Source organism: Enterobacter sp. SENG-6 (assembly GCF_001605945.1).
Taxonomy (GTDB): Bacteria; Pseudomonadota; Gammaproteobacteria; order Enterobacterales; family Enterobacteriaceae; genus Enterobacter; species Enterobacter cloacae.
Window position 1 is genome coordinate 68,999 of sequence record NZ_LOMM01000078.1, and the last position, 21,053, is coordinate 90,051.

At 53.7% G+C, this 21,053-nt stretch carries 19 protein-coding genes; 9 read left to right on the top strand and 10 right to left on the bottom strand.

Annotated elements, in window-relative coordinates; translation table 11 throughout:
- Positions 1-171: 171 nt before the first annotated feature.
- The 3 genes from kbl to AX755_RS23675 all read left to right on the top strand — a co-directional run bounded on the left by kbl (position 172) and on the right by AX755_RS23675 (position 4,148).
- Entirely contained in the window at positions 172-1,368 is a 1,197-nt protein-coding gene (gene kbl, locus AX755_RS23665) for a glycine C-acetyltransferase (RefSeq protein WP_013094909.1), read from the top strand.
- A 9-nt stretch (positions 1,369-1,377) separates the two neighbouring features.
- On the top strand, positions 1,378-2,403 hold the full coding sequence (gene tdh / locus AX755_RS23670) for an L-threonine 3-dehydrogenase (RefSeq protein ID WP_062857571.1): 1,026 nt from the start codon (positions 1,378-1,380) through the stop codon (positions 2,401-2,403).
- Between the two features lie 164 nt (positions 2,404-2,567).
- Positions 2,568-4,148 carry a phosphoethanolamine transferase gene (locus AX755_RS23675; RefSeq protein WP_062857572.1) on the top strand — a complete coding sequence of 527 codons (1,581 nt, stop codon included), beginning with the start codon at positions 2,568-2,570 and terminating at the stop codon, positions 4,146-4,148.
- A gap of 71 nt (positions 4,149-4,219) precedes the next feature.
- Here AX755_RS23675 and AX755_RS23680 read toward each other — a convergent pair whose 3' ends face one another.
- Positions 4,220-5,134 carry a hypothetical protein gene (locus AX755_RS23680; RefSeq protein ID WP_038982551.1) on the bottom strand — a complete coding sequence of 305 codons (915 nt, stop codon included), beginning with the start codon at positions 5,132-5,134 and terminating at the stop codon, positions 4,220-4,222.
- Positions 5,135-5,149: 15 nt separating this feature from the next.
- The gene (locus AX755_RS23685) at positions 5,150-6,355 is read right to left on the bottom strand and encodes a glycosyltransferase (RefSeq protein ID WP_062857598.1); all 1,206 of its coding nucleotides are present in this window, start codon (positions 6,353-6,355) and stop codon (positions 5,150-5,152) included.
- Between the two features lie 206 nt (positions 6,356-6,561).
- Here AX755_RS23685 and AX755_RS23690 point away from each other — a divergent pair, with 206 nt between their 5' ends.
- Positions 6,562-7,362 carry a glycosyltransferase family 2 protein gene (locus tag AX755_RS23690; protein WP_058683613.1) on the top strand — a complete coding sequence of 267 codons (801 nt, stop codon included), beginning with the start codon at positions 6,562-6,564 and terminating at the stop codon, positions 7,360-7,362.
- Positions 7,363-7,373: 11 nt separating this feature from the next.
- Here AX755_RS23690 and AX755_RS23695 read toward each other — a convergent pair whose 3' ends face one another.
- The 3 genes from AX755_RS23695 to gpmM are packed head-to-tail and all read right to left on the bottom strand — an operon-like array spanning position 7,374 to position 11,147.
- A complete protein-coding gene (locus tag AX755_RS23695; protein WP_062857573.1) occupies positions 7,374-8,306 on the bottom strand; it encodes a divergent polysaccharide deacetylase family protein in 933 nt (310 codons plus the stop codon).
- Between the two features lie 3 nt (positions 8,307-8,309).
- The gene (envC, locus tag AX755_RS23700) at positions 8,310-9,569 is read right to left on the bottom strand and encodes a murein hydrolase activator EnvC (RefSeq protein ID WP_231883376.1); all 1,260 of its coding nucleotides are present in this window, start codon (positions 9,567-9,569) and stop codon (positions 8,310-8,312) included.
- Positions 9,570-9,602: 33 nt separating this feature from the next.
- Entirely contained in the window at positions 9,603-11,147 is a 1,545-nt protein-coding gene (gene gpmM, locus AX755_RS23705; RefSeq protein WP_058650592.1) for a 2,3-bisphosphoglycerate-independent phosphoglycerate mutase, read from the bottom strand.
- Positions 11,148-11,395: 248 nt separating this feature from the next.
- On the opposite strand from gpmM, the gene AX755_RS23710 reads away from it, so the two are divergent.
- The 5 genes from AX755_RS23710 (at position 11,396) to cysE (ending at position 14,507) form a co-directional block, all read left to right on the top strand.
- Positions 11,396-11,827 carry a rhodanese-like domain-containing protein gene (locus AX755_RS23710; protein WP_013094920.1) on the top strand — a complete coding sequence of 144 codons (432 nt, stop codon included), beginning with the start codon at positions 11,396-11,398 and terminating at the stop codon, positions 11,825-11,827.
- Between the two features lie 11 nt (positions 11,828-11,838).
- A complete protein-coding gene (gene grxC / locus AX755_RS23715) occupies positions 11,839-12,090 on the top strand; it encodes a glutaredoxin 3 (RefSeq protein WP_010426371.1) in 252 nt (83 codons plus the stop codon).
- A gap of 33 nt (positions 12,091-12,123) precedes the next feature.
- Positions 12,124-12,591 (top strand): protein-export chaperone SecB, encoded by a 468-nt coding sequence (gene secB / locus AX755_RS23720; RefSeq protein ID WP_003860835.1) that lies wholly within the window; start codon positions 12,124-12,126, stop codon positions 12,589-12,591.
- Positions 12,591-13,610, top strand: coding sequence for an NAD(P)H-dependent glycerol-3-phosphate dehydrogenase (gpsA, locus tag AX755_RS23725; protein WP_013094921.1), 1,020 nt, complete (start codon positions 12,591-12,593; stop codon positions 13,608-13,610). Before secB ends, gpsA begins: the two co-directional genes overlap by 1 nt.
- Before the next feature lie 75 nt (positions 13,611-13,685).
- The gene (gene cysE, locus AX755_RS23730; protein ID WP_013094922.1) at positions 13,686-14,507 is read left to right on the top strand and encodes a serine O-acetyltransferase; all 822 of its coding nucleotides are present in this window, start codon (positions 13,686-13,688) and stop codon (positions 14,505-14,507) included.
- Here cysE and trmL read toward each other — a convergent pair.
- The 5 genes from trmL to lldP form a co-directional block, all read right to left on the bottom strand.
- Positions 14,504-14,977: a tRNA (uridine(34)/cytosine(34)/5-carboxymethylaminomethyluridine(34)-2'-O)-methyltransferase TrmL gene (gene trmL / locus AX755_RS23735; RefSeq protein WP_013094923.1), complete on the bottom strand. Its 474-nt coding sequence runs from the start codon at positions 14,975-14,977 to the stop codon at positions 14,504-14,506. The two genes, cysE and trmL, sit on opposite strands and share 4 nt — an antisense overlap.
- A 45-nt stretch (positions 14,978-15,022) precedes the next feature.
- Complete coding sequence (locus AX755_RS23740; RefSeq protein ID WP_029881909.1) at positions 15,023-16,363, bottom strand: MFS transporter; 1,341 nt, start codon at positions 16,361-16,363, stop codon at positions 15,023-15,025.
- Positions 16,364-16,544: 181 nt separating this feature from the next.
- Positions 16,545-17,732 carry an FMN-dependent L-lactate dehydrogenase LldD gene (lldD, locus tag AX755_RS23745; protein WP_013094925.1) on the bottom strand — a complete coding sequence of 396 codons (1,188 nt, stop codon included), beginning with the start codon at positions 17,730-17,732 and terminating at the stop codon, positions 16,545-16,547.
- Positions 17,729-18,502, bottom strand: coding sequence for a transcriptional regulator LldR (lldR, locus tag AX755_RS23750; RefSeq protein ID WP_020686511.1), 774 nt, complete (start codon positions 18,500-18,502; stop codon positions 17,729-17,731). Before lldR ends, lldD begins: the two co-directional genes overlap by 4 nt.
- Complete coding sequence (gene lldP / locus AX755_RS23755; protein WP_023621174.1) at positions 18,499-20,154, bottom strand: L-lactate permease; 1,656 nt, start codon at positions 20,152-20,154, stop codon at positions 18,499-18,501. The genes lldR and lldP overlap by 4 nt, the downstream gene beginning before the upstream one ends.
- Positions 20,155-21,053 lie beyond the last annotated feature (899 nt).

Sequence of the window (21,053 nt, forward strand, 5' to 3'; positions counted from 1 at the left end):
CTAATGGTTCTATCATATCATTAGTATGGCTGCCCTTCAGCCATTCACCGACATAGCGCAAGGGTACACGTGATTTATGCTGCAAAAACGAGAAGAGATAATGTGTCATCTCGTCATGAACTATAGGTTTGGGTAATATGTGCCGAAATTTGCCGAGTCTGGAGAATTGCAATGCGTGGTGATTTTTACAAACAGTTAAACAGCGACCTTGAAACCGCGCGTGCGGAAGGGTTGTTTAAAGAAGAGCGTATTATCACGTCTGCTCAGCAGGCGGACATCACCGTTGCCGATGGCAGCCATGTGATCAACTTTTGTGCGAACAACTACCTGGGTCTTGCGAATCACCCTGAGCTGATTGCTGCGGCGAAAAGCGGTATGGATACCCACGGTTTTGGTATGGCCTCCGTACGCTTTATCTGCGGCACGCAGGACAGTCACAAGCAGCTTGAGAAAAAGCTGGCGAACTTCTTAGGCATGGAAGACGCAATTCTGTACTCCTCCTGCTTCGACGCCAACGGCGGTCTGTTTGAGACGCTGCTGGGTGCAGAAGATGCCATTATCTCCGACGCTCTTAACCACGCTTCCATCATTGATGGTGTGCGCCTGTGTAAAGCGAAGCGTTTCCGCTATGCCAACAACGATATGGTTGAACTGGAAGCACGCCTGAAAGAGGCGCGTGAAGCGGGTGCTCGCCATGTGCTCATCGCCACCGACGGCGTGTTCTCTATGGACGGCGTGATCGCCAACCTGAAGGGCGTGTGCGACCTGGCGGATAAATACGATGCGCTGGTGATGGTCGATGACTCGCACGCGGTCGGTTTTGTGGGTGAAAACGGCCGTGGCTCGCATGAATACTGTGACGTGATGGGCCGCGTGGACATCATCACCGGTACGCTGGGTAAAGCGCTTGGTGGCGCGTCTGGCGGTTATACCGCTGCGCGTAAAGAGGTGGTGGAGTGGCTGCGCCAGCGCTCCCGTCCGTACCTGTTCTCCAACTCCCTCGCGCCGGCCATTGTTGCCGCCTCCATCAAAGTGCTGGAGATGGTGGAATCCGGGGCTGAACTGCGCGACCGTCTGTGGTCCAACGCGCGCCTGTTCCGCGAAAAAATGAGTGCGGCAGGGTTTACCCTGGCCGGTGCTGACCACGCCATTATCCCGGTCATGCTGGGTGATGCCGTCGTGGCGCAGAACTTTGCCCGTGAGCTGCAAAAAGAAGGCATTTATGTGACCGGGTTCTTCTTCCCGGTCGTACCAAAAGGCCAGGCGCGTATCCGCACCCAGATGTCCGCGGCGCATTCGCCTGAACAAATTGAACGTGCGGTGGAAGCCTTTACCCGCATCGGTAAACAGCTGGGCGTAATTGCCTGAGGACGTGTGATGAAAGCGTTATCCAAACTGAAAGCGGAAGAAGGGATTTGGATGACCGACGTGCCGGAGCCGGAAGTCGGTCATAACGATCTGCTGATCAAAATTCGTAAAACCGCCATTTGCGGCACTGACGTTCATATCTACAACTGGGATCAGTGGTCGCAAAAAACCATTCCAGTACCCATGGTTGTCGGCCACGAATACGTTGGTGAAGTGGTTGGGATTGGTCAGGAAGTGAAAGGTTTTAACATTGGCGACCGCGTCTCGGGTGAAGGACACATCACCTGCGGCCACTGCCGTAACTGCCGCGGTGGGCGTACGCACCTGTGCCGTAATACCATTGGCGTGGGCGTGAACCGTCCGGGCTGCTTTGCCGAGTACCTGGTGATCCCGGCCTTTAACGCGTTCAAAATTCCGGACAATATTTCTGACGATCTGGCCTCCATCTTTGACCCGTTCGGCAACGCGGTACATACGGCGCTCTCTTTCGACCTGGTCGGCGAGGATGTGCTGGTCTCCGGTGCGGGCCCTATCGGGATTATGGCCGCAGCGGTGGCGAAGCACGTGGGGGCACGTAATGTGGTGATTACCGACGTGAACGAATACCGTCTGTCGCTGGCCCGCAAGATGGGCGTCACCCGTGCGGTGGATGTCTCTAAAGAGAGCCTGGCCAATGTGATGGAAGAGCTGGGCATGACCGAAGGGTTTGACGTGGGTCTGGAGATGTCTGGCGCACCACCGGCGTTCCGTACTATGTTGGATACCATGAACCACGGCGGTCGTATTGCGATGCTGGGTATTCCGCCGTCGGATATGTCTATCGACTGGAATAAAGTTATCTTCAAAGGGCTGTTCATTAAAGGCATCTATGGCCGTGAAATGTTCGAAACCTGGTATAAGATGGCGGCATTAATTCAGTCTGGCCTGGATCTGTCCCCGATTATTACACATCGTTTCTCCGTTGATGATTTCCAGAAAGGCTTTGACGCGATGCGTTCGGGTCAGTCCGGGAAAGTTATTTTGAGCTGGGATTAAACCCGCCAGCTGGCACCCGTGTGAACGGGTGCCAGTGCTAATTTTGGTAGTTTGACTTTTCGGAATTTTCTTGTTAATTTTCAATAAAATACCAATCTTTCTTCTCCACGCGTTTATTAATAATAATTACGTCAGGAAGACACTGTCAGGCTTGTCAAAACATTATGTCCACGCACCTTTCGCTGAAGCTGGTTGATACAACTTCACGGTTTACCTCTTTTTTAAATCTGGCGATTTCTCTTTTAATACTTATGGCTGTAAATATTTTACATGCCCGATATAATTTGGTAATTAACAGATCGTTTGTTTTTTTATTGATGTTGTTGATGCTTAAGTGCATAGACAATAAATTAATACGCAATGTACTGGCGATTGTACTCCTCATTCCAGTTGCGGCAGATATTTCTCTCCAGCTATACGCATGGAGAAATTTCGATTCTGCGTTTAGTTATGGGTTTGCAATGAGCATAATCCACACCACACCGGATGAAGCAAGTTCAATGCTCAGCGTGTACTGGCGTGAATGCATTATTTTTATCACACTCTCTGCTTTTTTTATTTATATCGCAAATACGGGTGCATGGCCCGTTGCACCGCGATTTCGTCGCTGGCCTGCCATTGTGCTTGGCGTGACGTTGTTGGCTTTCTATGGTCAGGCACTACAGCACCAGCTCAGGAAAAGCAGCGTCGAAAGTCTGGCGCAGCGCGTGGTTCAGGCGACACCAGTCAGTACGGCAAAAGTTTTTATGCAGGCTTTTGAAGATAACGCGGTCATTGCCAATATCGGTAACAACATTCCTGATTACAAACTCACGCTTTCGGATACCGGTATTGAGAACTACGTACTGGTTATCGGTGAGTCTGAGCGAGCGGCGAATATGGGCATCTATGGTTATCAACGAGATACTACGCCGGAGCTGGAAAAGCAGAAATCGCAGCTCTTGCTGTTCCGTAATGCTGTAGCGCCAGCGCCGGTCACAATTATGGCCGTACCGTTGGCCATGACCGCTGATAAAGTGCATATTCGCGATCCGAAAAAATATGGTGATAATGTTATTAATATTGCCAATAAAGCAGGCTATGAAACTTATTGGTTTAGTCATCAGGGTAAAGGCGGGGCGCATAACAACGTCATCACCGGGATTGCCATGAATACGAAAAAGCATGAATGGCTCGAAGGCGGTTACGATGAAGATCTTCTACCTCTGTTGCAGAATGCATTAAAAGCCCCGGGTAAAAAAGTGATCGTCTTGCATTTATACGGCAGCCATGAACCATCCTGTACGCGCTTTCCGGCAAACCAGGCGGTGTTACATGGTACCAATGAGGCCGATGACTGTTATGACAACTCGGTACGGTATACAGACACATTGATGGGCAAGATGTTTAGTATGCTGGCCAACTCGCGTTCTTCGGTTATGTATTTTTCCGATCATGGTTTGATTCGTGATCCGCAACGCGCTGTCGTTTACTCTCACGGTAATGTGAACCCTCCACGAGAGGCTCTGCACATCCCTGTGTTTATCTGGTATGGGCAACAGGTTGATAAAGCCAGGCAATACACAGGAGACTATTACACCGTCTGGTCTGCTGATGATGTGAACACGCTTGCTGAATTGTGGTTGGGGATCCATCGTCAGGGTCAACCTGTCCAGTCGGTACACTCATGGCTTGCCGGTTACGATAAGAATGTCTCAGTACTGGATACCACAGGTAAGACCTATTACTGGAGCAATATACGTTAGCCTGGACGTGTGATATCTACTGCACATCAAGGTGACGTAAAATAATAAAAGGGGCCTGAGGCCCCTTTTATTTACTGGTTCTTTTTCTCTTCGTCAGTCAAATACCGCACTTTGCGGGTATAATCTTGACCTTTGAACAGTAATTTATTATCTGCTGACTTTATATATTTCTGCCATTCGGAGAGAGGGAAACCGCCATGAGCGCCAATCACCTCTTTTGGAATTACGGCTTCCTGTCCGCCAATTTTTTTGGAAACAGGCCAGTTTACCCAGTCCCCCAGGTTGACGGTTTTTAAATCCAGCATGTCCAGTAGGGCAGTGAGCGGCAACTGGTCAGTTGGGGGCTGACTGTCGTCCATGAGTTCCCAGGTATCCTGAAATAGCGCCAGCCACAATGGGCAAATACGACGCCAGGTCTTTTTGGTAGCCGCAAGGAAGGCACTGTTAACATGGTCAACCAGATACGGCCGTACCATATCTTTATAATACGCTGGCACTTTTTCAACCGGTGCACCGTCCAGTTTGGCAATCATTTTCCCCTGGCGGAAGCTTGAGTAAAGGTGCATATCCGCGATTTTAATCTCTGGCATTTTTAGCAGATTGAGGTCGGAATCGATCATCAATACACCTTCACCGCGCGCCTGTAGCGGGGCGTTAAGTTTCATCAGGCGGCTGAGGTAGATCTGCTTATAACGATAATTTTCCTCACGGACCGGAAGGCTAAGCGTCACTACGCGGGTTTTAGGCGGCAATGTACCAAAGGCTGACTCTGGCTGATCGCTGACGATGACTATTTCGCTAATCCCGGTGGCATAGCGCTCCGCGAAAGTGGCAGAGAGTAATGCTTCTTCGACGAAATCTGCACCGGTACAGGGAATGACAATTGAATCAACCGTAGCCAGTTCGCCCGTCAGGTGAAGAGAGCTGTAAGGAATATTGTGCCGCCCGGTGATATGACGATAGCGAGCGTTAAGAAATTTAAACATATTTATCTCGTTAGTTTATTGCGCGCCAAGCACGGCTTCGACACCGCTGACATACTTTTCAATGGCATAGTTACGACAAACATTTTGCCAGGCCGCTGCAGCCAGTCGAGCCCGCAGGTCAGCATCCGTCCAGATACTATCCAGATGTTGCGCTAGTTGTGAAACATCGCTCCAGGGGAAAAGCAACCCGGTAGAGGCATGGTCAATGAGTTCACCTGTGCCGGTCACCTGGGATCCAATAACGGGGATATTAAGTAGCATCGCTTCCAGCACTACGCGAGGAAGGCCTTCACTTTTAGAGGCGAGGATAAATGCGTCAAACGTGGCGAGGTAATCAAAAGGGGTATTCTGAAAACCAGTGAAGATCACGTGACTTGCAATACCCAGGTTTTGGGCCTGTGCTGCTAACGCATCACGCTCAGGGCCTTCACCGACCAGCACCATTTTCCACTTCGCCTCAGGATGCTTCAGGCTGAACTGCGCCAGTGCTTCAAGCGTATGGTGGTTAGCTTTACGTGGGATCAATGAGCCAATGCTGCCAAACACAAAGGTCTCGTCATCTATGCCCAGTCGCTGACGCATTGCGCTGCGATCCGGTAAAGGCTGGTGGATGTCGATGGCATTGTTAACGGTCGTACACAGATCGGGTCGGATACCATGCTGCAGCAGCACCTGTTCAACGCCATGCGAGACCGCGATGATCTTTGTGGCATGCGCATTGACCAGTTTCACCAGTGGTGGGGACAGAACAGGTTCAATACGGCAGTGCTGAATTAATCGCGCCTGTAGTTTCGCCGCCGCGAGATAACCTTCTTCGTTCGAGCCAGGTTGGTTATTCATATAGAGCGTATCGAAACCACCATGCGAGAAAAGCGTTTCGATTTTGCTGACATTGGGCCTGATACGCCACAGAGTATCGACGTGTCGTGTAAACGCTTTACGGGCATTGCGCGAGAAAAACAGCAGACCACGTCCTGCTTCTTTCAACAATTTTGCCCATGCCGGTTGCTTATGTTGAGGAATGACGATCAGCGGGATCCCAATGCTGTTTAGCACCTGGCCTATGGTTTGACCTCCAGCACGACTATAATCGTTGTAAAAACAACAAGTAATGTCGAATTTGTCGCGATCAATTCGCTTCAGAAGCTCAAGCATACTGTTGGTGCCTCCCCCCCATTCTTTGCCTGTGTCCAGGAGGAGGATTTTACGTTTTTGCGGCATGTCTGAATCCATGTGCTACCCTTGATCTGACCGCATTATAAAGAATCTGCTGAAATAAAATAGATTTTTCTATTGTGATAGTTTTTTCTGTAAGATAAATTTTCAAACACGATTATTTTAAAAGTGTGATTTAAGACTTTAATCGTCTCTTCTCATTTAGATAGTATTAATGAAAAAAATTATGCTGTTATTGAGTGAGTGGAAAAATGTTTAAAATAACGGTCTGCTTATTAACTTTCAACTCAGAAAGGTTGTTACGTGACGTAATTCCGCCTCTTTTAAAAATAGCGGATGAAATCGTCATTGTTGATTCCGGAAGCACAGATAATACACTACATATTTGCCAGAGTTATGGTTTGTCGCCAGTATACAAAAAATATGGCTGGCATGGCGAGCAGATGAACCATGCCGTGTCATTAGCGAGTCATGACTGGGTCCTGTGCATCGACAGTGATGAAATTCTCGATTCAGACACTGTTGATGCTATTTTAAAATTAAAAAGGAGTGACGAACCCGATCCTGGAATGGCATGGCGGATATGTCGTCACTGGTATGTTTTGGGCGAAAAAGTCCGAACATTATATCCTGTCTCTTCTCCTGATTTCCCGGTACGACTTTTTAACCGTAAGCAGGCACGATTTAATAACAGACCCGTAGACGATAAGGTAGAAGGTTTTCACCACTCTGAACGTATGCCCGGTTATGTCAGACATGATACATTTCACACATTGCATGAACTTTTTAGCAAATTGAATGGTTATACAACCCGCCTGGTGCAATATCAAACGATACGCCCCTCTATCGGTCGAGGTGTGATCAGCGCCATCGGCGCCTTTTTCAAATGGTATCTGTTCAGTGGTGCCTGGCGTCAGGGCAGAGTGGGGGCAGCAACAGGCTTGTATGCCACGGCCTACAGTTTTTTGAAGTATTTCAAAGCCTGGTATCAATATCAGGAAAGAAAAGAGCCCGTTACAAAAGAGCAAACGGACTCTCACATTACAGAATAAGCGTTAGCCGATCAGGCTTTCTTACCCCAGCCCTGCCACTGATGTTGAAAATATTGCACCAGCGTACTCTGGCTCATGCTTTCACCAATCACAGAGAAGAACCGGGTCGCATAAACCGGTTCAGGGGCATGTTTCGGCACACAGCGTTTTACGCCGCGGAACGGGTTACGCGGCGCTGATGACCCTGGTTTCCCCTGGTTCGGCGTCGACGTATCAACCTGTGGTTCGTTCAGGAGATCGCTCGGGCGGACCAGCGTGATATCCGAAGGCAAGGTCGGCAGCATTTGCTGCAGGACGCGAACGGTCGACGGATGCGGGTGGCCGATGGCAATCGCGGAGCCATTGCGGCGGGCCAGCTGCACAGCGCGATTAAACTGCACGCGAATGTCTGCTTCGTTCTGCGTATCGTCAAGGAACACCTTGCGCTTAATCACCTTCACCCCCGTTCCCTGCGCGGCACGCATCGCCTGACTGTTGCCGATGGTCATGCTGTCGAGGAAGTAGAGGTTGTAACGCTCCAGCGCCTGCATCACTTTGAGCATCCCGTACAGGCTGGATGTCATCGCGCTGCCCATATGGTTGTTTAACCCCACGGCATACGGCACTTTATTGTAAGCGTCGCGGATAATGCGATCGATCTCATCGCTGCTCATCTCAGGGCGCAGAGTATCTTTTTCCAGCGGTTGTCTGCTGATGGGGGCCATCGGCAGATGGATCAATACCTGGTGGCCGCTGTTGTGGGCCTTGGTCGCCATCTCACGCGCGTGTGGCGCATTCGGGAGGACGGCGACAGAAATGGCTGCCGGCATCGCCAGCACCTGATTTTCATAGTGCGGACGATAACCGAAGTCATCAATCACAATGGCGAGTTTACCGGCGTATACCGGTGCGACCAGCGCCAGTGCGCTGGCGACGGAGAGAACAATTCGACGAAATTGAAGCAAAACTTATCTTCCCAACCACGGCTGTGGATTGACCGCCTGACCCTGGCGACGAATTTCGAAATAGAGTGACGGGCGGCCCTGACCGCCACTGCTGCCCACAAGGGCGATGGGTTGACCCGCGCGCACCTGAGTGCCAACGCTGACCAGTGCGCTCTGGTTGTAACCGTAGAGGCTCATGTCGCCTTTACCGTGTTCAACCACTACCACAAGCCCGTAACCCTGCAGCCAGTCGGCCAGGATCACGCGGCCATCGGCGATGGCTTTTACTTCGCTACCTTCAGACGCACCGATAACTATCCCTTTCCAACGTAGTTCACCCTGCAGCTGTTCGCCATAACGATGCAGAATTGAACCGCGAACGGGCCAGTAAGCCTGACCGCGAGGGGAGCCCAGGCCACCGGTTCGTGACATCAATGAGCGTTCGCTTTCGCTTGGTTTATAGGTCGTGCCTTTACGGGAGGCTTCCTGCTGCTTATCGCGAACGGCCTGCGCCTCGCGAGCCTCTTTTTCAGCGCGGGCTTTTGCCGCGGCCTCCGCTCGGGCGATGCTGTTACGCAGCTTCGATTCGTTGGCGCGCATTTCGCTCAACTGGCTCTGACCAGCCTGAATGGAGGATTCAAGCCCGGAAAGGGTTTTCTTACGTTCGTTGCGAGCCTGCTCGAGCTTTGCCTGCTGGGCCTGCTGTTCGTAGAGCAGCGTCTGCTGCTGGCTCTGCTTCTCTTCCAGCTCGGCTTTTTGCGTGGTGACCTCTTCGCGCGTCTGTTTTAGCTGCGCGATAGTCTCCTGACGCGCCTGGTTCAGATAGCCGAAATAAGCCTGCAGGCGCTGACCGCGCTGGCTCTCTTCACCGCTGAGGATCAGCTGAAGGCCGGTGTGTTCACCCTGGCGGAATGCGGCGTCAAGTTGCGCCGCAAGATTACGTTCCTGCGCATCGCGCTGACGCTCCAGTTTGGCAATCGACGCGTTCATCTCGTCGATCTGTTTATTCAACTGGGAGAGGGTGTTTTGTGTTTCGCGGAGCTTACGTGCGGCGGCGGAGATCGCCTCTTCCTGCTGCTTAAGCTGAGCAAGCAGCGACGCGCGTTGCTGTTGCTGCTGACGTACCGCACGCTCTTTGGCGGCGATATCGGCCTGAATGGATTTCAGCTGATCGCGATCATCCGCGTGGGCGGATGAGGCGCACAGCAATACGCCAGCGCTGAGTGCGCTGGCGTAAAACAGAGGTCTGACTGATAACCTAAGCGGTTTCACGACCCATGTGATTGAAAAAATCGCCTTTCCCCTCATGGGGAGCGATTATTCCACGATGAACAGCGGCTTACCAGTCATCTCTTCAGGGATCGGCATACCCATCAGCGACAACATGGTTGGCGCGATGTCAGAAAGCTTGCCGCCTTCCACTGCTTTCAGTGCTTTATCACCTACATAAATCAGCGGAACCGGCAGGTTGGTGTGGGCGGTGTGCGCCTGTCCGGTTGCCGGGTCGCGCATCTGTTCTGCGTTACCGTGGTCAGCGGTAATCAGCAGCTGGCCGCCAACGGATTCAACCGCTTTGGCAACCTGCTCAACGCAGTGATCCAGCGCTTCAACCGCTTTAATAGCCGCTTCCATCACCCCGGTATGACCCACCATGTCACCGTTCGGATAGTTACAGATGATGGTGTCGTATTTACCGCTAACGATCGCCGCAACCAGTTTTTCGGTCAATTCCGCAGAGCTCATCTCTGGCTGCAGGTCATAGGTAGCGACTTTTGGTGAATTAATCAGAATGCGATCTTCGCCTTTGAACGGCTCTTCTACACCGCCGTTAAAGAAGAAGGTGACGTGGGCATATTTCTCGGTTTCGGAGATACGCAACTGCGTCTTATCGTTTTTCGCCATCCACTCACCGAAGGTATTGGCCAGTGAAGCCGGTGGGTATGCGCATGGGGCGTTGATGTCTGCGGCGTACTCGGTTAACTGGATGAAGTTGATGTTCACCGCTTTCTTACGGGCGAAACCGTCGAAATCGCTGTTAACGAATGCGCGGGTGATTTCACGCGCACGGTCAGCACGGAAGTTCATGAAGATCAGCGCGTCGCCATCTTCCATGGCGGCATCAGCCTGGCCTTCTGCGCGAATGACGGTCGCTTTCACGAATTCGTCGTTTTCATCGCGCGCGTACGCGGCTTCAAGGCCCTCAACGGCAGTCGCAAACTGGAACTCACCTTTTGCCAGCGTCATCAGGTCATAGGCCTGTTCCACACGATCCCAGCGATTATCGCGATCCATGGCGTAGTAGCGGCCAATGATAGATGCCACGCGGCCTTTGCCCAGTGCGGCAAATTTCTCTTCGAAGGCTTCCAGCGAACCTTTAGCGCTACGCGGTGGCGTATCGCGGCCATCCAGGAACGCGTGCAGGTAGATTTTTTCCGCACCGCGCTCAGCGGCCAGTTCAACCATCGCCATAATATGATCTTCATGGCTATGAACGCCGCCGGCAGACAGCAGACCCATGATATGCACGGCTTTTCCTGCGGCAACGGCTTTATCCACCGCACCACACAGCACAGGGTTGGCGAAGAAGGTGCGTTCTTTGATTTCAACATCCAGACGCGTCAGATCCTGATAGACAATGCGCCCGGCGCCCAGGTTGACGTGACCGACTTCAGAGTTACCCATCTGACGATCCGGCAGACCCACTTCCAGGCCGGACGCGTCAATCAGAGTGTGGGGACGTTTCGCCCACAGCGCATCCATGACCGGGGTTTTAGCGTTGAAAATGGCGTTATCCTGTTGATCTTCACGGTAGCCATAGCCATCCAGAATCACCAGTACCATAGGTTTTTTAGAAACCGACATTGCGACAACCTCATGCTCAAGAGTCAAAAATTTGCGTAATTTTACTACAGCTGAATCGTTCAAATAGCCGCAGAAGATCAAAGAAAGGGCAGGGGCAAGATGCTTCTCCGACCATTTTGAGGCATTTTTTTAGGTGGCATGCCGCAGAAAATGGATTAGCTTAGGGTCGCTGGCTGTATTTGCCACAACGCACAGGTATACTCCTGTCTTGGTTTTTTTAATCACTAAGTCGGGAGTAGTTACCCTCCATGCAAGAAATTATGCAATTCGTTAGCCGCCATCCGGTTCTGAGCATCGCGTGGATTGGCCTGCTGGCCGCTGTGCTGTTCACCACATTTAAGGGCCTGACGTCTAAGATTAAGGTTATCACCCGTGGTGAAGCGACGCGTCTGATTAACAAAGAAGATGCCGTCGTGGTCGATCTGCGTCAGCGTGACGATTTCCGCAAAGGGCACATTGCAGGCGCTATCAACCTGCTGCCAGCTGAAATCAAAGCCAACAACGTGGGCGAGCTTGAGAAGCATAAAGCCCAGCCGATTATCGTTGTTGACGGTACCGGCATGCAGGCGCAGGAATCTGCTAGCCTGCTTCATAAAGCAGGCTTCGAAAACGTCTCTGTACTGAAAGAAGGCATTTCCGGCTGGAGCGGAGAAAACCTTCCTTTGGTGCGCGGTAAATAAGGAGTTCAGTGATGGCCAATATCGAGATCTACACCAAAGCGACCTGCCCGTTCTGTCACCGTGCGAAAGCGCTGCTGAACAGCAAAGGCGTAACGTTCCAGGAACTGCCGATCGATGGTGACGCGATAAAACGCGAAGAGATGATTCAACGTAGTGGTCGCACGACGGTTCCGCAGATTTTTATTGATGCGCAGCACATTGGCGGCTGTGATGACTTGTATGCGCTCGACGCCCGTGGTGGACTCGATCCCCTGCTGAGCTAAGAGACTTTAGGACAATTTAAAAAGGGTTTTTCCATGTCAGAACAAAACAACACCGAAATGACTTTCCAGATCCAGCGTATCTACACCAAGGATGTCTCTTTCGAAGCGCCAAATGCGCCACATGTTTTCCAGAAAGATTGGCAGCCAGAGGTTAAACTTGATCTGGATACCGCATCAACCCAGCTGGCTGATGACGTGTATGAAGTCGTACTGCGTGTGACCGTGACCGCCTCTCTGGGCGAAGAAACTGCATTCCTGTGTGAAGTACAGCAGGGTGGTATCTTCTCCATCGGTGGTATTGAAGGCAACCAGATGGCGCATTGCCTGGGTGCATACTGCCCGAACATCCTGTTCCCGTATGCGCGTGAATGCATCACCAGCCTGGTTTCTCGCGGTACATTCCCGCAACTGAACCTTGCGCCAGTTAACTTTGATGCGCTGTTCATGAACTATCTGCAGCAGCAGGCTGGCGAAGGTGCTGAACAACATCAGGATGCCTGATGAGCACTGTCAATGCGTCAATGACTGTGATCGGTGCCGGCTCTTACGGCACCGCTCTTGCCATCACGCTGGCAAGAAATGGTCACGAGGTGGTCCTGTGGGGCCACGACCCAAAACATATCGCAACGCTGCAGCACGACCGCTGCAACGTGGCGTTCCTTCCTGACGTTCCGTTCCCTGACTCCCTGCACCTGGAAAGCGATCTTGCGACCGCGCTGGCAGCCAGCCGCAATATTTTGATTGTGGTGCCGAGCCATGTGTTTGGCGACGTGCTACAGCAGATCAAGCCGCTGATGCGCCCGGATGCGCGCATTGTGTGGGCAACGAAGGGGCTGGAAGCCGAAACCGGTCGTCTGTTGCAGGACGTTGCCCGCGAAGTGCTGGGTACCGAGATCCCGCTGGCGGTTATCTCCGGCCCAACGTTTGCCAAAGAGCTGGCCGCTGGCCTGCCGACAGCGATTTCGCTGGCATCCACCGACCAGGCCTTCTCCGACGATCTCCAGCAGCTGCTGCACTGCGGCAAGAGTTTCCGCGTCTACAGCAATCCCGATTTTATCGGCGTGCAGCTGGGCGGTGCGGTGAAGAACGTCATCGCCATTGGCGCCGGGATGTCCGACGGCATTGGCTTTGGTGCCAATGCACGTACTGCGCTGATCACCCGTGGGTTAACCGAGATGTCCCGTCTCGGGGCGGCACTGGGTGCCGATCCGGCCACCTTTATGGGGATGGCGGGTTTAGGCGATCTGGTGCTGACCTGTACCGACAACCAGTCGCGTAACCGCCGTTTTGGCATGATGCTCGGTCAGGGCATGGATGTAAAAGGCGCGCAGGAGAAGATTGGTCAGGTGGTTGAAGGCTACCGCAATACCAAAGAAGTCCGCGAATTGGCGCACCGTTTTGGTGTCGAAATGCCAATAACCGAGGAAATTTATCAGGTATTGTATTGCGGAAAAAATGCGCGCGAGGCAGCATTGACCTTATTAGGTCGTGCGCGCAAGGACGAGCGCAGCAGTAACTAGTCGGAACCATTGTCACCTGAATGACCCAGCCAGCGCAGAACTGGCTGGTCATTATACTATCGTCTGGAGTAAGCAATGCCGTGTGAAGAACTGGATATCGTCTGGAATAATATTAAAGCCGAAGCCCGGGCGTTGGCCGACTGTGAGCCGATGCTGGCCAGTTTCTACCATGCAACGTTACTCAAGCACGAAAACCTCGGTAGTGCCCTGAGCTATATGCTCGCCAACAAGCTGGCGTCTTCAATCATGCCCGCCATCGCCATTCGTGAAGTGGTGGAAGAGGCCTACGCCGCAGACCCGGAAATGATCGCCTCTGCCGCCTGTGATATTCAGGCCGTGCGCACGCGTGATCCAGCGGTCGATAAATATTCTACGCCGCTGCTGTACCTTAAGGGTTTCCATGCCTTACAGGCGTACCGCATCGGCCACTGGTTATGGAAGGAAGGCCGCCGCGCGCTGGCAATTTTCCTGCAAAACCAGGTTTCTGTGACCTTCCAGGTTGATATTCACCCGGCGGCCAAAATTGGTCGGGGGATCATGCTCGACCATGCCACCGGGATTGTTGTGGGTGAGACGGCGGTCATTGAAGATGACGTGTCGATCCTGCAGTCGGTTACCCTGGGCGGTACCGGCAAAACCAGCGGCGATCGCCATCCGAAAATTCGTGAAGGGGTGATGATTGGCGCGGGTGCCAAAATCCTCGGCAATATCGAAGTGGGCCGCGGCGCGAAAATCGGCGCGGGCTCTGTGGTGCTGCAGCCCGTGCCGCCGCACACCACCGCCGCTGGCGTACCGGCGCGCATCGTCGGTAAGCCAGACAGTGATAAACCATCGATGGACATGGATCAGCACTTCAACGGCATTCACCATACGTTTGAGTATGGTGACGGCATTTAACTTCTGAGAATGGCGCCCGGATACCCCAGCTGGCGCCAGGCTTCATACACCACCACGGACACGGCGTTCGACAGGTTCATGCTACGGCTGTCCGGCATCATCGGAATACGGATTTTCTGCTCAGCGGGCAGGGCGTCCAGAATCGTGGCCGGCAGGCCGCGGGTTTCCGGGCCAAACATCAGATAGTCGCCTGCCTGGTAGCTCACGGCGCTGTGCGCGGGCGTGCCTTTGGTCGTCAGGGCAAACATGCGCTCTGGCTTTTCGCTTTCCAGAAACGCGGCGTAATCATGATGGCGAACCACTGCGGTAAATTCATGATAATCCAGCCCCGCACGACGCAGGCGTTTATCATCCCACGTAAAACCCATCGGCTCGATAATATGCAGGCGAAACCCGGTGTTGGCGCACAGGCGGATAATGTTGCCGGTATTAGGCGGAATTTCTGGTTCGAATAAAACGATGTTAAGCATGCTGCCCCCTTAATTGCGGGGGCAGCATAGCAGAAATGACGGGCACTACGCGACGCCGGGTTCCTGTGGGCGACAGCGCAGCATTTTGTAGACGGTGGCACCCGCGGCCACCAGCGCAGGCAGGCTGAGGATCATCAAAATACTGTCTGCCTGCCACTGCATGGAGAGAAGCTGCGCGCTGGTCATGGTACCCGCCACGCCACCAAAACGGCCAATTCCCTGCATCCACGCGATACCCGTCGCGCGGCATTCGGTTGGGTAGAAGGTGGCGGCCAGGGTTTGCATCCCTGATTGCGCGCCGTTCATGGCGATCCCCATCAGGAAAATCAATCCGCCAAACAGGGCGATGTGATTATGCTCCATGCCGAGCAGCAGGATGAGCGCCATGGTCAGCATAAACCCACCTGCCACCACCCTGTGCGCCTCCCAGCGGTCCATCATCCACCCGGCGAGAAGAATGCCTGCGGTACCGCCGAAGGTGAACAGCGAGGTGAGCCAGGCAGATTCCGCCAGCGGATAACCCATCCCCAGCATCAGCGTCGGCATCCAGCTCAGCAGGACGTAATAAATCACCAGCCCCATAAAGTAGGTCACCCACAGCATCAGGGTGCCGGGCAGCCAGGGCATAGAAAACAGCTGTGCCACGCTCCCTTTCTTAGACGCGACCCGCTCCTCCGCCAGGAAAAAGCCGGTCACGCCATCCAGCGTGCCGCGGGCGAAGCGGCTGGCGATACGGCGGATCTGCATCACGTCTCTTCCACGCTGAACCAGAAACTTCACCGACTCCGGAAAAAATAGCGCCAGCAGCAGCGTCAGGATCAGCGGGGCAATTGCGCCGGTCAGCAGTACGCTTCGCCAGCCGTGGTGAGGAATCAGCCAGGAGGAGATTGCCCCACCCCCCGCCGCGCCCAGAGGAAAACCGCAGTACATGGTATTGATCGCCATGGCGCGACAGCGCTTAGGGGCAAACTCTGAGATCAGCGTGATGGCGTTAGGCATTGCCGCACCCAAACCCAGGCCGGTGAGAAATCGCCACAGCGTCAGGGTGTTCAGGGTTTGCGCCCAGGCGGCGCCCAGGCTTGCAAGACCAAAGAATAAACACGAAAAGACCAGCACGCGCTTGCGGCCCATCCGGTCCGATACCGGACCTGCGATCAGCGCACCCAGCGACAGTCCCAACAGCGCGGCACTCAGTACCGGCCCCAGATCCTGTTTGTGGATCCCCCATTCTGCCGAGAGTGTCGGGGCAATGTAGCCCATTGCCGCTGTATCGAAACCATCGATTGCCAGCACCAGAAAGCCCAGCACAATGAGTAGCCAGTGAAACCATGAAAAGGAACTGTCGTCGATTACCTGCTGAATATCCACCTTACCTGAATAGGCCATACGCTCCTCTCTGATGTGATGTTGTTTTTGTGTTCTTGTATTTGCTTGTCTATACAATTGCGTGTGGCAGGGGATGTCAAATATTCTTATCTAATATGTTATCTAGATGTTATTTACGACACAAAAACGCGCCCGATGGAGGAGATCGGACGCGTGAGTAAGGTTGGTTAAGGGGAGGGGGTCAGGCCGCGTCTCCGTGGGTAAGCGGTGCCAGTGCCGCAGGGATCTTGCTCAGCTCCTGCACCAGAGAATCCTTGCTGATCTCGCCGATTGTTTTCGCCCCGGTGAGAGTCATTGCAACCTTCATCTCTTTCTCAATCAGGTTGAGCAGGTTTGCTACCCCTGCCTGGCCGCTGGTGGCCAGCGCGTAAAGATAAGCGCGTCCCAGAAGTACGCTGTCGGCGCCGAGCGCAATCATACGTACCACGTCCAGCCCGTTACGAATACCGCTGTCGGCGAGGATAGCGATGTCGCCTTTAACCGCATCGGCAATCGCCGGAAGGGCGCGTGCGGATGAGAGCACGCCATCGAGCTGACGTCCGCCGTGGTTCGAGACCACTATCCCGTCTGCGCCAAAACGCACCGCATCGCGGGCGTCGTCCGGGTCGAGGATCCCTTTGATCACCATTGGGCCGTCCCAGAATTCGCGGATCCACTCCAGGTCTTTCCAGGAGATGGACGGATCGAAATTGTTCGCCAGCCAGCCGATATAATCTTCCAGCCCGGTAGGTTTACCGAGATAAGCCGAGATGTTACCCAGATCGTGTGGACGGCCATTCAGGCCCACGTCCCACGCCCACTGCGGATGTGTTACCGCCTGCCAGTAACGACGCATAGCAGCATTCGGGCCGCTCATGCCGGAGTGGGCATCACGGTAGCGCGCGCCGGGAGTGGGCATATCAACGGTAAAGACCAGCGTGGAACAGCCCGCCGCTTTGGCGCGCTCCAGCGCGTTACGCATAAAGCCGCGATCGCGCAGGACGTACAGCTGGAACCACATCGGGCGTTTGATGGTCGGGGCGACCTCTTCAATCGGGCAGACAGACACGGTGGAGAGGGTAAACGGGATGCCTTTGGCATCCGCCGCGGCTGCGGCCTGCACTTCACCGCGACGGGCGTACATGCCACACAGCCCGACCGGGGCAAGCGCTACCGGCATGGAGAGCGTTTCGTTAAACAGTTTCGTCTCAAGGCTCAGATCCGACATATTCTTCAGCACGCGCTGACGCAGAGCCACCTCCGACAGATCTTCCACGTTACGGCGCAGGGTATATTCGGCATAGGCCCCGCCGTCGATATAGTGGAACAGGAACGGCGGCAAAATACGCTGCGCCGCGGCGCGGTAGTCACTGGCTGCTGAAATAATCATGCTTTGTTCTCCCTGGATATATCACTGTCGCCAGGCAGACGGGTAATACGCGCCTGTCGGGCCTGATCTTCATCAAATCGTTTAATGGTGGTGTGGACGAAGCCCAGATGCGCCATCATCGCCTTGCGTGCGGCCTCGGCATCGCCGGCCAGAATGGCGTTGAGCACCGCCTCGTGCTGTTCGGTCAGTTGAGCAAAGACCGGCGGGACCAGATACATGCGCTGGCGGCTCTGCTTCACGGAGGATTGCAGCAGGTCGAAAAAACCGCGCATGGTCTGGAGCAGCACCACGTTGTGCGACGCCTCGGCAATCGCCAGGTGAAAGCGGACATCCGCCTGCGAAGCGATATCCGGGTCGCTGCTTTGCGTGGCGTCGAAGCAGGCCCTGAGCTTCTCTTTATCGGCTTCGGTTGCCCGCATGGCCGCATGCCAGGCGGTACTGGTTTCGATGGCGTGACGGGCTTCGAGGATGTCGAAGCTGTAGTCCGGGTCATTCTCCATCAGGGTTTTGAGCGGCTGGACGATGTTTTGCTCGGACCAGTCGTCATGTTGCCAGCGCACAAAGGTGCCGCCGCCGCGACGGCTTACCAGTACTCCTTCGCTGACCAGCGTCGCCAGCGCTTCACGCAGGGAATTGCGTGACACGCCAAGCTGGGCGGCGAGTTGACGTTCGGCGGGCAATTTCATGCCCGCTTCCAGCTGTTGTTCTTCAATCAGCGCCCGCACGCGAGAGGCAATCTCGTCGGACAGGCGTCTGGGCATGACTATCATGGGATCATCCAGGTTAAGACATAGGCCTGCAGGGTGGTGATCACCCCGACCATGCAGGTGAATATCAGGCTGTGTTTCACGGTAAAACGGAACAGATCCGACTCTTTACCCACCAGCCCTACTGCCGCACAGGCAATGGCGATGGACTGTGGAGAGATCATCTTCCCGGTCACGCCGCCGGTGGTATTCGCGGCCACCAGCAGTACGTCAGAGACGCCAATCTGCTGAGCCGCCGTCGCCTGCAGGGCGGCGAACAGGGCGTTCGACGAGGTATCTGAACCGGTCAGGAACACCCCCAGCCAGCCGAGGAACGGCGAGAAGAAGGTGAAGGCGTGGCCGGTATGGGCCAGCGCCAGTGCCAGCGTTGATGACAGGCCGGAGTAGTTCGAGATAAACGCGAACGCCAGCACCATGCCGATGGAGTAGATCGGCAGCATCAATTCTTTAATGGTCGCCGCAAAGGTCTGTACCGCGGCGGCCGGCTTCATGCGCAGCCACACCACAGAAAGGAGTGCGGCAAACAGGATGGCCGTGCCGGTGGCGGAGAACCAGTCAAACTTAAATACCGCCGCGTACGGCGTGGCGTCGTGCACCACTGGCGGCATACGGGCGACCATCTTGTCGAGGAACGGCACGGAGATGTTAATCACCATGTCGTACAGCGCACCGCCCGGGGCGAACAGGGCCTTAAACGGCGGGATGCTCCACAGCGTTACGGTGGCGGTCAGGAACAGGAACGGTGACCAGGCGCGAACGATCTGCCCGGCGGTATAGCCCGTGCGGGCGAGCGTCTGATCCACGTGCGACGCGCCCATATCGGCAAAGCGGAAGATGCGCACAGGCTGCCAGCGTTTCAGGAACAGCGTCAGACAGACCAGCGACACCAGGGAAGAGATAATGTCCGGCAGCTCCGGGCCAAGGAAGTTCGAGCTGAGATACTGGGCAATCGCGAACGAACCGCCCGCCACCATCACCGCAGGCCAGGTCTCCTTCACGCCGCGCCAGCCGTCCATAATCGCCATGATCCAGAACAGCACGATAATGGTCAGGAACGGCAACTGGCGGCCAACCATCTGACCAATCTCGAAGCTGTCCAGGCCAGTCACCTGGCCTGCGACCAGAATCGGAATACCCATCGCGCCAAACGCCACCGGCGCGGTGTTGACGATCAGGCAAAGACCGGCGGCATAGAGCGGGTTAAAGCCCAGCCCCACCAGTAGCGCGGCGGTGATTGCCACCGGCGCACCAAACCCTGCCGCCCCTTCCAGAAACGCCCCGAAGGAGAAGCCGACAATCAGCATCTGCAGGCGCTGGTCCGGCGTGATGGAGAGAATCGACGAGCGAATGATGTCGAACTGCCCGGTTTTGACTGAGATTTTATAGACAAAGACTGCGGCGATGATGATCCACGCAATCGGCCACAGGCCGTAGAAGAAACCGTAAACAACGGATGCCAGCGCGCGATCGATCGGCATTTTGTAGAAGAACAGCGCCACCAGCAGCGCGATGGCGACGGTGTACGTCGCGGCGAGGTAGCCCTTCAGCTTGAGCTTAATCAGCGCAAAGAAGAAGAACAGGATCGGCAGCGATGCGATCAGGCTGGACAGCCAGATATTCCCGGCCGGGTCGTAGTTTTGTTGCCAGAGGCTCATGCAGGTCTCCTGGGGACCAGACAGCCTATGCTGCGGGTGAGTCTCCGCTCATCTCTGCGTCACAGCCTGTGTAAAAGTGGTCCTGCCAATATTGTGTTGTAGGGGTAATGACAATGAATGGTTAATCAACTGTTGCTATTCGGCAATATATTTGTGACGTGAATCATTGAAACTGTGAACGAAGGATAGCTTTAAAACCCATTGGTAGGACCAAATCCACAATGTTCAGGGGTGAGCATGAACCGGGTCAAAATCGTGTCATTCAGTCAGGCGCGGTGCGTAGCGAAGGGGATAAAGAGAAGCAAGTACCGCAATTATGTTAACTTTAGGAGGGGTTTATGTTTTATTCTGGTTTGTGTTGGGTGTCTTGCGTGTTAAGGGTGTGATTTTTTACCTAAAAATAAAAAATTTTTTTAGGTAAAAATGCGGAATATCATGTTTAGCAAAAAATTACATTTAAGGTAAATTTCACATATAGGATTTAACAGCTTATTACAAACGATCATTTGCTGATCAATGATAAAATATCCTTTATAAGCGCACCTGGCCAGTATAAAAACGATGTTTTTCGGACGATGCTAATAATTTCTTCTAATAATATTCTTAAAAAAATTGATCAAACAATGATCAGTTGTGTAAGTAAAATAATTTAGCTTCGGTATTAGGAGGTAGTTAATAATTCTCAGGGCTATGGAAATGCGTTAAATATGTTATCTGGCTGTTAAATATGAAATGTGAAACAGGCCTGCTGAGCGCTTTTAAGTGCGTAGACGTTAAAAGACATTTGATTTACTATTTATTCAGATACAACGTTACAGAAGATGCTGAATTAAATTTTAACCACAAACTAATCATTGTTATTTGCGGCCTGACGAGTTTTCCAAAACTGTAGGATATAG